Raw genomic sequence first — 12127 nt, 5'->3', positions numbered from 1 at the left:
TCACCCGTTTGCAGGCAGCGCGCCCAGGCATCGCTTCCCGCCCCACCCCAACCCCATTCGCCGAGTCAACGATGCCCTCTCCCCCTGAGGCGGAGAGGGAGAAAAGCCCCATGAAAACGACTTCTCTGCTTCTCAAGCCCTGGACGCGGCGCGAAATCCTGCGCGCCGGCCTCGCAGGCATCGGCGCGAGTGCGATGCCGCTGGTGTTTTCACGCGTGATGGCTGCGGATCCGGCGGCATCGAATCGCATCCTGGTGGTGCTCGAGATGTCAGGCGGCAACGACGGACTGAACACGCTCGTGCCGTACGCGGACGACGCCTATTACCGGCATCGGCCGAAGATCGGCATCCGCCTCGAAAAATTGCGCAAGATAGACGAGCGCTACGGCTTCAATGGCGGAATGGCGGGATTCGAGCGCTTGTACAAGGACGGGAGGATGGCGATTGTGCACGGCTGCGGCTACGCGCAACCTTCCTTCTCGCATTTCACGTCGATGGCCTATTGGCACACCGGCGCGCCGAACAGCGGTGAAGAGTACGGCTGGGTGGGCAGGGTTGCCGATGCGATCGATACGCCTTCGACGCCCAATTTCATCGTCAACATCGACGAAGTGCAATCGCTGGCGGTACGCGCCCGCGATCATGTGCCCGTGGTGTTCGACGACCCGGAGAAGTTCGGGCGCAAAGGGCTTTACCAGACGCGGCCGCTGCTCGATCGCGCGCCCGACATGGACGCTGACGCCAGTGCGTCGAAGCACTACTTGCTGGAGGTGGCGAAGAGCGCGCGCGAGGCTTCGCAACTGGTGCGCGACGCCTGGTCCGGCTACAAAACGCCCGTCGACTACGGCATCGTCCCGGTGCAACTGCCGAAAATCGCTTCGCTGATTGCGGCGGGTATGCCGACGCGGCTGTACTACACTTCTTACCGCCACAACGCCTTCGATACTCACGTGCAGCAATCCGACCTGCACCAGCGGCTTCTCACCTATGTTTCCGATGCGGTCGAAGGATTCATGAAGGACATGGAACGCATCGGCCGCGCCGACGACGTGACGGTGCTCGTGTTTTCGGAGTTCGGCCGCCGTGTGCCGGAAAACACCAGTCTCGGAACCGATCACGGAACGGCGAACTACATGTACGTGATCGGCAAACCGGTCAAAGGCGGTCACTATGGGCAACCGCCCAGCCTGACCGAGCTGGACGAAGGGGACAATCTGGTCTTCACCACGGATTTTCGCCGCGTCTATGCCAGCGTAATCGACGGTTGGCTCGGCTGCCGCGATACCGAGCAGTTGCTGTCCGGCAAATTCGAATCCTTCCCTGTTTTTTCCTGAGTTTACGTCGCGGCGCCGGCACGATCCGTTTTCAGGTTTAATATAGGCGCTCGCACCGGTTGTGCCGCGACGCGCTTTCAGGGAGAAGCGCGTGCGTCCATGCGCAGTTCCGCCAACGGCCGGCGTGCGACTTGCATTTGCATGCGACTTGGCTTTGGTTGCCGCCTCCCCGCCGGCTTACCTTCGCGTCCGGAACAAGAAAATGGATATCAGAAACAAAACCTACGACGACATCCTCGTGCTTTCGCCCGAGGGCAGAATAGACCACGCCAACAGCGAAGACTTCCGCAACAGCCTCGGTCCCTTCGTCGATCGCTGCAAGAACGACGGCGAGCGCATTGTGCTCGATCTGGCCGGAGTCGACTACATCAGCAGCGCGGGACTTCGCTGCTTCATGCTGGCGGAAAAGCAGGCGAAGGCGCAAGGTGGCACGATCGTGGTCGCGGCCATGCAGCCGGTGGTGAAGGAAATTTTCGAGATCAGCCGGTTCACGCTGGTATTCGAGACTTTCGCCACGGTGCGCGAGGCGCTGGCCCGATTTTCACCTTCAGCTCTCAAGGCCTACCAGGCCTAGAGGCACAAGATGCTGGTACGTTTCTGGGGAACCCGCGGTTCCATCCCCGTCGCGCTAACATCGGCCGACATCCGCCGCAAGGTCGAGACGGCGCTTTCCATGGCGATCGCCAAGGGCGTGAATTCGACGGACAAACTGCGGTCTTTCATCGATAACGATCTCGACTTCTCGATCTCGCAGACTTACGGCGGGCAATCGCCGTGCGTGGAGATCGAAACCGGACGCGCGGAATACCTCGTGTGCGACATGGGCAGCGGCGCACGCGCGTTCGGCGGTCACATCATGTCGGCGCAGAAATCCGGGCCGATTTCAGTCAACGTGATCATGTCCCATGTGCACTGGGACCACATCATGGGCTTTCCCTTCTTCGCTCCCGCTTACGTTCCCGGTACGCGCATTCGCATTTTCGGTTGTCACGATGTGATCGAGAAAGCATTCCGGCTGCAGCAGTCCGCTCCCTGTTTTCCAGTCGACTTCTCCCGGCTATCTGCCGATATCGAGTTCGTAAAGCTGGAAGCCGGCCGGGCCGCCGACATCGCCGGGTACCAGGTCACACCCAAGCTCCAGCGACACACCGGCGACTCCTACGGTTACCGCTTCGAACGCGACGGCAAGGCCATCGTCTATTCGACCGATTCCGAGCACAAACTCGAGGACCCGGCCGATACCGAATCTTTCATCGAGTTCTTCCGCAATGCCGATCTGGTCATTTTCGACGCGATGTATTCGCTGCTCGATGCGGTATCGGTCAAGGAAGACTGGGGGCATTCGAGCAACATGGTCGGCGTCGAGCTGGCGCAGCTGGCGAACGTCAGGCATCTGTGCATGTTCCATCACGAGCCTGCGTTCGATGACGAGCGCATCCAGTCGGTGCTCAACGAAACCATTCGTTTCGAGCAGCTTACACGCGGCGACCGGCCTCTGATCGTCAGCGCCGCCTTCGACGGCATGGAAATCGAGGTTTGACCGAAGTCACGCAAAAGCCGGACGCGAAGGCGTCGGACAAACGCGTCCCGCGCGCCTTGCTTTTGGTGCTGGTCGGCGGTCACGGCCGGCCGCTGGGTGCGGCAATACTGGTGCTATTGCTGGCGCTTTCGCTGTTTCCTTCGCTGCCCGCCATCTCCGAATTACGCATGGCGCTGTTCGACGGCTACCAGAAAGTGGCGCCGCGAAAGCGTGCATCGGCTCCTGCCGTCATCGTCGCCATCGACGAGAAAAGCCTGCAGGAACTCGGGCAGTGGCCGTGGCCGCGCACGACAATGGCGGAACTCATCGAAGCGATCGCGGAAAACGAGCCTGCTGCGATCGGCGTAGACGTGCTGATGCCGGAACTCGACCGCATGTCGCCGGCGAGCATCGCCGGGCTCGTCGAAAAGCTGGATGCCAAGCTCGCCCGGCGTTTGGCGCAGTTGCCGAGCAATGACTCGGTCCTGGCCAATACCCTGCGCCGGCATCCGGTGGCGCTTGGGATCGCGGGCGTCGAACAGAAAGGATCGGCCTCTGCCGGCAACCGGACCGCCCCGTTCCGCATACGCGGAACCGATCCGACCCCGCATCTACGGCATTTCGCAGGCACATTGCGCAGCCTGGAGCAGCTGGATGCGGCAGCGCCGGGGCATGGTCTTCTGAGCGTCGATCCGAGTGGTGGCGTCGTGCGGCGGGTTCCGCTGGTCGTCTCGGTTGACGGTGTGCTGACGCCAGCCTTGTCCATGGAAGTGTTGCGTATCGCGACCCAGACTCCCGCCTTCGTCGTGGTCGGCGAACCGGATCGGGCAAAGGGTATCGGCATCGGTGACGTCTTCATTCCGACCAACTCGGACGGTACGGTATGGGTACATTTCGGCCCGCACGACGAAGATCGCTTCGTTTCGGCAACCGACGTACTGCACGGGCGCGTCGATGCCGAGCAGATGCGCGGCAAGATCGCGCTTATCGGCGCAACCGGTCTGGGACTGCTCGACTACCAGACGACGCCCATCGGACAGCGCCTGCCCGGCATCGAAGTCCACGCACAGATCCTGGAAGGCGTCTTCGAAGACAGCCTGTTGCTGCGGCCGGAATTTCTCATGCATCTGGAGCGCGCGGTACTGCTGGCGTCGGGGTTGATTCTGATTCTCGCCGTTCCAGCCGTGGGGTCGAGGACAGCGGCATCGATTTATGCGGTATTGATAGCCGGCCTGCTTGCCGCCGGATTTGCACTGTATTACTGGCAGCAGTTGCTGGTCGACGTTGCCTGGCCGGCGGCTGCCTGCACCCTGTTGTTCGGCGTGATGCTGACCGGCACACTCACCGAGGCGGATCGACAGCGTCGCGCGTTGCGCCAGGCACTGGATGCGGAACGCGAGGCGGCGGCACGCGCCGCAGGCGAACTGGAGGCGGCACAGCGCATCCAGATGGGCATGCTGCCGCCCCCTTCCGCCAATTTCTACGGCGACCCGCGCTTTACCCTGCAGGCCCTGATCGAGCCCGCGAAATCGGTCGGCGGGGATCTCTATGATTTCTTCAAACTTGACGGCGACCGGTTGTTCTTCATGGTCGGCGACGTGGCGGGCAAGGGCCTGCCTGCCAGCATCTTCATGGCGGTAAGCAAGGCTTTATACAAAAGCGCGGCATTACGGATGGAACAAGCTGCCGACATCGGCGAAGTGATGCGCGCGGCCAACGCAGAGATCGCCCGCGATAATCCCGAAATGCTGTTCGTGACCGTGTTCGCGGGTATCCTGGACTTGAAAAACGGCGAGTTGAACTGGTGTAACGCCGGGCACGATTCCCCTTTCTGTTTGCGTCCGGGCCAGAAAATACCGACCAGGCTCGAAGGCGATGCGGGCCCGCCCCTGTGTGTCATCGAAGGATACGCATATCGTCCGGAGCGCTACCGTTTACTGCTGGGCGAAGCACTGTGCCTTTTCACGGATGGCGTTACGGAAGCAATGAACGCCGACGACGAGCTCTACGGACGACGGCGTTTGTTTTCGGTTCTGAAATCGTCCGCCGGCGCAACCGATGCGCTGCAACTGGTCAATGCGATCAGGGACGATGTTCGCGCATTCGTGCTGGCCACCGAGCGCTCGGACGACCTTACGATCCTTGTCCTGCGCTGGAACGGTGGTGACGGGTGAAAAACCGATTGTGGAGCCGGACTACCCCCCGTGCGCAAAGATCAGCGCACGTTGATTTCGACACGCCGGTTCTTGGGCTCGGAAACGCCTTCGGAAGTCGGAACCAGCGGTTCGCGCTTGCCACGACCGGAGACTTCGATGCGATCGGCGGAAATCCCGCGCTTGGCGAGATCGTCATGCACGCGTTGCGCCCGCTGTTGCGAAAGCTGGTCGTTGAATTGCGTGTTGCCCACCGCGTCGGTATGTCCGATGACCGAAACTTCCGGATATGGTCTCGCGGCGATTTCGGCAAAGACACGCTCGACCTCGCGTTCGGAATCGGGCGTCAATTCGTCCTTGCCTTCGAGGAAGTAAAGCAGGAACGTCGCAGGGCGTCCGGGAAGGGCTGCAATGACAGAAGAAAATTCGCGCTTTGCCCGATCGGCATCATATGTCACAGGCTGCATCATGCCGGGACCCTCGATATGCGCACCGGCATAAGCCTTGTTCAGAAGCAGTTCCCCGCCGCCCTCGGTTCTGACGATGACACCGCCGATGGTACCGTTCGGCTTGGGCAGCAGGACGATCAGATCATTGCGTGCCGGCCTGTCCGACGGGCGCAATGCTTCAGGTTCGATCGGCTGCTGGGAATTCGTCCAGCGAACCGGTTGGGAATCAGCGTGAGGCTGGGAACCGAACTGCGCACAACCGGCCATCATCATCATGATGATGGCCGACGCGAGAGCAACGCGCATTATCAGTTGGCGGCGGGCTCGTCCACTTTCACGATGAATTCAGTACCGCGCACACCCATGATTGCAGCGGGAGTCTTGATTCGCATGGCTTCCGGGGATTGCTTGACGATCTTGCCGGAGACGACGGCCAGCGTTCCCTTTTTCAGCCTGGTATCGAACTCGCCCTGGTGGGTCGTGCTATCGAATACGAAGCGCTCGATCACCAGTTCGCTGTTCGGACCCGCCGACAACAGGCTGTTGTCTTGGAAGGTAATGCCGACCGAGCCGTCGGCTCCGGTCTTTACCGTATCCTCCGCCTCGATGACGGCTCCGACCGGTGCAGCCATCACTTTGCCGTTACGCTCGATCTGTACGTCGCCCTTGGATACCTTGATGCGTCCGGCCTCGCCGGCAAACGCGTGGGTGCACATCCATGCACCCGCTATCAGCAACAAGCCAAAAACAAGGATATCTCTTTGGAATGTCGATACTTTGACTTTGGTCATTTTGCCCCCTTCGGTTCTCAATCGTATTGTCGGCAAACTTCGCCGGTCACGGATTCATGCTGCAAGAACCATGCACGTCGATATGATAGCAGTGGGCCCACCCCTTGCACCAAGGGACAAATGCCTGTGCAATTTGAGAAAACCATGCATCGCCTGAATCGCGTATTCCCCGCGCGTCTGCGGGCCTTCGATCAAGTCAAGGCGCTGATTGACGAATTCGGTGCCGTGGCCGAACTCGGCCGCGAGGATCGCCACAAACTGACGTTAATTGTCGAGGAATTGTTCACCAATACGGTGAATCACGGCCATCGCGGCGACAGCGACGCACCGGTTTTCATCACCTTCGAAGAAGCGCAAGGGAACTTGCGACTGATCTACGAAGACTCCGCGCCGCAATTCGATCCGCTCGCCGCAGGGCGTCGCACCGACATCGACTCGACGATCAAGGAACGCCGGATCGGCGGCTTGGGCATATTCATCACCATCGGCCTGACCGACAAGGCCGATTACAGTTACGTCGAAGGCCGCAATCGCATCTGCCTCAGGCTTACCGCAACCCGCGACTAGGCCACGCGTCAGGATTCCAGCCAGCGCCACGCCAGCGGCGACCGCCTCACAGCGATGTCGAGCAGGTAGAAAATCAGCGCCAGTGCCGCAAACCACGGCCACAGTGTCTTCGTGGTCCTGCTTTCATCGCCCTGCTGCGCAAAAACTTCGGCTATCGACGGAGCGACCTTGCCCCCGGTTGCACGTGCGAGCGCGCTCAGCAATTCGATATCGGGCGGGAAGGCCCGATATTCGTCCGCATAATCCAGATTCAGCATGCGCGCTCCGGCTCGCAGCGACGCCTGCTTCGGCAGGCCCGGCGAATCGACGAGCTCGAAGCGCTCAGCCTGCATCGTCCCTTTGAAGGGCATGCGCACCCGGTAGGTGCCGGCCCCGGTCTGCTCGAGCCCGATGATGGCTGTGCTTCCGTCCGGCCGCGTTACCTTCACCTGCGGAACCAATCCGTTGCGATAGTTTCCATCCGGCGTGAGCACCGATAGCCTGATCACCGCCTCGCCGCCTTCGCGTGCAACCTGAAAATCCAATGCTTCGCCGGAATCACGCCGCATGACGTCGCGCACCTGCTGCGCCCAGAATTTGCCGTAACCCGGCCAGGCCAGCCAATTCGTCGCCCAGCGATTCTTTACGTCCGAGGTGAACGCGACGGTCTTGCCCAAGCCATATTGCCAGCGCACCAGCAGCGGTGCGCCGGATGGCGAGGCGAGCAAAACCTCCGCATGATCACGCGCCTTGCTGCTGACGAATCCCCTGAGTTCCGGCAGCCTGTCCACCTCCAGACCGCGGAACGCGGCACTGCGATGTTTGACCACGGGCCGGAAAGATTCTTCCAGCAGATTGGATCGCACCGCGCGCTCGGTCTCTTCGATGAATATCTGCGGAATCGACTCTGCGTTCTCTGCTACGTAAGCCCTGCCCTTGCCCCATTTGGCGATGTCACTCATCAGAACCCGGTTCGCATCCGCGCCGACCGCCACCGTCGACACGACTATCTTTTCGCCGGCCATGCGTTTGACCAGGGTTTCGAAATCCGCCGGGTGCGTATCGCCGTCGGAGAGCAGGATCACATGCTTGGCGTTGGAATCGGTTTTCTGCAACAGGCGATAAACGATCCCGAGCGCCGGATAGATGTTGGTCTGGCCGCTGGCCTGGATCCGGCTGATCTGGTCTTCCGCCTTGCGCCGGGAACGCACGTACTGCATCGGCACCGCGATGTAGGTTTGCGAGTCGAAAGCCACCACCCCGAAACGGTGCTGCTCCTCGAGCAAGTCGAGCGCGGCGCGGGTGGCTTCCTTCGCCATCTCCATCTTGCGTCCCTTCATGGAATACGAGCGATCGAGTGCGATCACCAGCGCGAGATCCTTGCGCTTTTCCTGCGCGCGGAACTGCACCGGCAGCACTTTCTCCACGGCCGTATCGCTGTAACCCTGCTCGCCATGGACATTCTCGCCGCTTGCAAACAGCAGGCCGCCACCGAGGTCGCGTACATAGGATTCGATGGCCTGCATCCTGTCGGCCGTCAGTGCCTTCGCCGGCGTGTCGCTGAGGATCAACGCGTCGTAGGCAGCCAATTCCGAGACGGATCCGGGTAGCGCGGCGGGCGCGGTCACGCGCGTTTCGATTCCCTGGCCGGCCAATGCGTCGGCAAGATAGCGTGCGCTGTCGGCCTGCCCGCCCTCGACGTAGAGGATGCGCGGCCGCCCTTTCACCCAGACCGATTGCTGCATGCGGTTGTTTTCGAAAACGCGATCGCCTTTGGCAACCACTTCAGCCGACAACGTCACCGCTCCGGCACGCGCCAGCTTCACTTCGAAGGCGACGCGATTCAAACCGGCACTCAGCCGCAACTTGCGCGTGCCCAGCACGCTTGCTGCGTCCTTTAGCAACACCTGGGCAGACGTTTCGACGGCGGAAAAGACGCGCACGGTCACGGTGACTGGCTCGCCCGCATGGACATCCGCCGGCACTTCGACGCCTGCGACCCAGGCATCGTTGTCGTCACGCGCTTTCGCCGGAATCGGATAGACGCGAACCTTGGCCTGCGCCAGCCGCGGCAGCACGCGCCAGACATCACCGGCGGTCTGGTTGCCATCGGTCAGCAACACGATGCGTTTCGCGCGATCGCGATCCAGGCCCAACAGCGCGGCATCCAGTGCCTGTTCGAGATTGGTCGCCGTCCGATCGATAACGGCCGGGTCGGCTGACGCGTCGCGCGGACGGCCTTCGGTGACCGCGAGCCCGCGTATATCGCCGGGCTTCCGCACCGAGACGGCGTGATCGGCGAACGCCAGATAGCGCGCGTGCGCCGGCACCCCTTCCCGGTCGGCCTGTTCGATCCATTCGATTGCCGCATCGACAAAGGACGAAGACACGCTACGGGAAACATCCAGCGCATAGACAACCGATACGTCGCCCGGTCCCGCGTTCCATTGAGGCCTCATCAAGGCCAGGGCGAGCGATATGATCGCCAGGCTGCGCAGACTCGTCGCGATCAGCAGGTGTCTTCGCCCGAGCCGGGTTCGACTCCGGCCGGCCAACCAGAACAGCAACGGTACCGCTGCCAGAAGTACAACTGGCCAGGCAGTTTGCATGGCAAGCGGCAGCGTCATACCGTCATCCGCCGATTCCAGCTCCACCACTCGAACATCAGCAGCAGTGCCGCGATGAGCAAAAGGGCAAACCATGAATCGAATGCAAACGATGGGTTCGTGCGGATTGGTGTATCCGCGTCCGGCTTGATCTGGGCGAGCCGGGACTTGTTTACGTCAGTAATGCGGCGGTCGAATAGATTCGCCGCGACGCGCAGGCGTTGATGCGCGGATACGACGGTGAACAATCCAGGCGTGTCGACTTCGAACAGGCTGCCTCCGGGAATGGGCTGCATCGGCAGCTCTTTCCCGTCTGCGGCAAGCGCGCGCGCGCCGGACACGGGAACTTCGATCGAGCCGAGCCCGCGGGCGATGACCGCCCGCTCGCCAAGCATCCAGTCAAGCGCGTTGTTCAGAAATATCGGAAAGCCGGCGTGCAGCGCGAAATTCGACTCCTCCAGTGCAAAGGAAAACAATGTCCAGCGCACCCCATCCTCATGAGCAATGATCAGCGGCACGTTGCCAGGCGCGCTCGCCAGTACGGATGCGGATTCCTGAGGCGGACCTTTCAATCCGACGACAGTCGCACGGTCAACGTTCAGATCGAGCAGCGAAATGTTTTCCAGCAGCGGGTGCGCTGCATTCCATGCGGTGGCGGATACATTGGCGATCTCTTTCTGCGGCGACGGCAACCAGTCGGCGCGAGACGGACGAAACAGCAGCGCGGGCACATGGGGACGGACCTTTGGCGCATGGCGGTCGAACACCACGGCATCGAAACCACGATCGTCCACGTAACGCCCGGGCGTGACGACGGTCAGATCCACCCGCGGCTGGGCCTGCAGGGATTTTTCGAGATAAGGATTGCCGCTGGTCACCAGCGCCACGCGCACCACGCGACGAACCGGCAAGATCGAATACGCGACGTCGTCGATAGCCAGCCCGTCGCCGGGCATTACAATCGATGCCCGCACCGGTCCGCTGTCGAAATCCGAGATGTCGATCATCTCGTTGCGCGCGCTGCCGGACGCAACCTGGACTACCCTGGAGATGCGCTTGTCACCGACACCGACGATCGCCAGTTCGATCCGCTTTTCGACGCCACTGGCGTTGACCAATTCGACGTAGGCCAGGTATCGGCGAGGATCGGCGGGTAGCGCGCGCACTTCGAAGGCCGTGATGCCGGCGTTTTCCACCGATTCGAAAACGGACTCCAGTCTCGCCTGCGCCGGCGCAGCGCCAATCGATACCCCATCGGTGATCACGACTGTCTCGATGCCGGCTGGTAGTTCCGGCAGCGGCACCGTCGGCACAGGGCCATAAGAAACCCGCAATCGCGCCAGTTGCGCCAGCGCATCATCGCGATTTTCGAATGCAGGCGTAGCGACGCGGCGCATCGTATCGGCCAGCCAGATCTGGGTTCCGGCGGCACGCGCTTCCATCAAGGCGCGTGCTTTGGCCAAGGCATGATCCCAACGCGTGGTGCCGTCGGTGGTTCGCGTTGCCATGGTCGGCGAATCGTCCAGCACCAGTATGAGTTTGGTGGCGGCGCCACTCGCGCCGGCTGGAGACAGCGGCACGATTGCGCTGACCACGACGGCTGCAATCAGCGCCGCAAGCAGCAGGGATAACCACCAGCGCAACCGGTCCGAACCCGGATGACTTTCGCGCAGTACCCTGTCCCAGACCAGGCTGGACGGGACCACCACCCTGCGCGGCGGCGGTTTGAGCCAGTACAGCGCTGCGACGATGCCGATCGCGGCGATAAGAGCGAGCATGGACTGATAAAGCGGCAAGGCCAACGCATTCATCGCAACAGACCTTCGTCGCGCAGCGCCTTGAGCATCAATTCCTCGAGTGGCGCCTGCGTCGAGGTGCGCAGATATCCCCAGCCATGGCCACGGCAGAAGCCTTCGATTTCCGCGCAATAGCGCACGAAAGTTTCGCGATAGGCTTTGATCAGATCGGCGGTAACTCGCGTCCGCGCGGAATGGCCCAGTTCGGAGTCGACCAGAAGCACTTCATCGGCGAGCGCCGGCTCGACCTCTTCGGGACTGGTGACATGAATGGCGAAAACATCATGACGGTATTCGCGAATTACCTGGAAGCTGCGCTCGAAACCGTCGCGATCCAGAAAGTCGGAGATCACGACAGCCAGGCCGCGAGTGCGGCGCGCGCCAAAAAAACGACGAAATGCGGTTTGCAGGCTGGTGCCCCCGGAGGCTTCGAGGCGTTCGAGGAAATGCAGCGATCTCCAGATTTGGTTCTTGCCGCGGCGCGCCGGCATTTCCTCGATCACACCGTCGGAAAACGCCACCAGGCTGACACGATCGTGATTGATGAGGCCGATATAGGCGATCGCAGCGGCAAACCTGCGCGCGAAATCGAACTTAGATGGATCGCCGAAATCCATCGAGCGACTGGCGTCGACGAAAACATAGACTGGAAGATCGGCTTCTTCCTCGAACAGCCGCAGGATCAGGCGATCGAGTCTGAGATAGGTACCCCAGTCGAGATTGCGGGTGTCGTCGCCCGGGGAATAGGGCCGGTAGTCGGTGAAGATCATGCCCGACCCGGTACGGCGCGAACGATGATGGCCGCGCAGATGGCCGGCGACAGGACGCCGCGTCAGCATCGTCAGATGCTCAAGCTGGCGAAGAAATTCTTCGCTGAACAGCACGCTTTCCTGAACCAAGAGAGTAACCTCGATGGGCCGCGCACCGCCTGCC

Annotated in this window: 10 protein-coding genes; 5 read left to right on the top strand and 5 right to left on the bottom strand. The window is 61.6% G+C overall.

Annotated elements, in window-relative coordinates; translation table 11 throughout:
• The first annotated feature begins 110 nt into the window (after positions 1-110).
• The 4 genes from HY067_13580 (at position 111) to HY067_13565 (ending at position 5027) form a co-directional block, all read left to right on the top strand.
• Positions 111-1334, top strand: a complete 1224-nt coding sequence (locus tag HY067_13580; GenBank protein ID MBI3528985.1) for a DUF1501 domain-containing protein — start codon at positions 111-113, stop codon at positions 1332-1334.
• 202 nt (positions 1335-1536) lie between these two features.
• Positions 1537-1908: an STAS domain-containing protein gene (locus HY067_13575; GenBank protein ID MBI3528984.1), complete on the top strand. Its 372-nt coding sequence runs from the start codon at positions 1537-1539 to the stop codon at positions 1906-1908.
• Positions 1909-1917: 9 nt separating this feature from the next.
• Positions 1918-2874: an MBL fold metallo-hydrolase gene (locus HY067_13570; GenBank protein MBI3528983.1), complete on the top strand. Its 957-nt coding sequence runs from the start codon at positions 1918-1920 to the stop codon at positions 2872-2874.
• Positions 2871-5027: a CHASE2 domain-containing protein gene (locus HY067_13565; GenBank protein MBI3528982.1), complete on the top strand. Its 2157-nt coding sequence runs from the start codon at positions 2871-2873 to the stop codon at positions 5025-5027. Before HY067_13570 ends, HY067_13565 begins: the two co-directional genes overlap by 4 nt.
• 41 nt (positions 5028-5068) lie before the next feature.
• Here the strand turns inward: HY067_13565 and HY067_13560 are convergent, their stop codons facing one another.
• Together HY067_13560 and HY067_13555 are read right to left on the bottom strand one after the other, a co-directional pair.
• Entirely contained in the window at positions 5069-5761 is a 693-nt protein-coding gene (locus tag HY067_13560) for an OmpA family protein (protein ID MBI3528981.1), read from the bottom strand.
• A 2-nt stretch (positions 5762-5763) separates the two neighbouring features.
• Positions 5764-6171 carry a FecR domain-containing protein gene (locus HY067_13555; GenBank protein ID MBI3528980.1) on the bottom strand — a complete coding sequence of 136 codons (408 nt, stop codon included), beginning with the start codon at positions 6169-6171 and terminating at the stop codon, positions 5764-5766.
• A gap of 219 nt (positions 6172-6390) precedes the next feature.
• Between HY067_13555 and HY067_13550 the strand changes: the two genes are divergently transcribed.
• On the top strand, positions 6391-6813 hold the full coding sequence (locus HY067_13550; protein MBI3528979.1) for an ATP-binding protein: 423 nt from the start codon (positions 6391-6393) through the stop codon (positions 6811-6813).
• A gap of 8 nt (positions 6814-6821) precedes the next feature.
• Here the strand turns inward: HY067_13550 and HY067_13545 are convergent, their stop codons facing one another.
• From HY067_13545 to HY067_13535, 3 genes are read right to left on the bottom strand one after another with little or no spacing between them, the layout of a single operon-like run.
• The gene (locus HY067_13545; protein MBI3528978.1) at positions 6822-9419 is read right to left on the bottom strand and encodes a VWA domain-containing protein; all 2598 of its coding nucleotides are present in this window, start codon (positions 9417-9419) and stop codon (positions 6822-6824) included.
• The gene (locus HY067_13540; GenBank protein MBI3528977.1) at positions 9416-11209 is read right to left on the bottom strand and encodes a BatA domain-containing protein; all 1794 of its coding nucleotides are present in this window, start codon (positions 11207-11209) and stop codon (positions 9416-9418) included. The genes HY067_13545 and HY067_13540 overlap by 4 nt, the downstream gene beginning before the upstream one ends.
• Positions 11206-12093 (bottom strand): DUF58 domain-containing protein, encoded by an 888-nt coding sequence (locus HY067_13535; protein MBI3528976.1) that lies wholly within the window; start codon positions 12091-12093, stop codon positions 11206-11208. Before HY067_13535 ends, HY067_13540 begins: the two co-directional genes overlap by 4 nt.
• Positions 12094-12127 lie beyond the last annotated feature (34 nt).

It is taken from the genome of Betaproteobacteria bacterium (genome assembly GCA_016194905.1).
In the GTDB taxonomy this organism is placed as follows: domain Bacteria; phylum Pseudomonadota; class Gammaproteobacteria; order Burkholderiales; family JACQAP01; genus JACQAP01.
This window is presented reverse-complemented; position numbering and strand designations above follow the sequence as displayed.

Excerpts from the sequence above, each read along its gene's own strand:
- HY067_13580 (MBI3528985.1), top strand. The coding sequence starts at position 111 with ATGAAAACGACTTCTCTGCTTCTCAAGCCCTGGACGCGGCGCGAAATC.
- HY067_13575 (MBI3528984.1), top strand. The coding sequence starts at position 1,537 with ATGGATATCAGAAACAAAACCTACGACGACATCCTCGTGCTTTCGCCC.
- HY067_13570 (MBI3528983.1), top strand. The coding sequence starts at position 1,918 with ATGCTGGTACGTTTCTGGGGAACCCGCGGTTCCATCCCCGTCGCGCTA.
- HY067_13560 (MBI3528981.1), bottom strand. The coding sequence starts at position 5,761 with ATGCGCGTTGCTCTCGCGTCGGCCATCATCATGATGATGATGGCCGGT.
- HY067_13555 (MBI3528980.1), bottom strand. The coding sequence starts at position 6,171 with ATGTGCACCCACGCGTTTGCCGGCGAGGCCGGACGCATCAAGGTATCC.
- HY067_13550 (MBI3528979.1), top strand. The coding sequence starts at position 6,391 with ATGCATCGCCTGAATCGCGTATTCCCCGCGCGTCTGCGGGCCTTCGAT.
- HY067_13545 (MBI3528978.1), bottom strand. The coding sequence starts at position 9,419 with ATGACGCTGCCGCTTGCCATGCAAACTGCCTGGCCAGTTGTACTTCTG.
- HY067_13540 (MBI3528977.1), bottom strand. The coding sequence starts at position 11,209 with ATGAATGCGTTGGCCTTGCCGCTTTATCAGTCCATGCTCGCTCTTATC.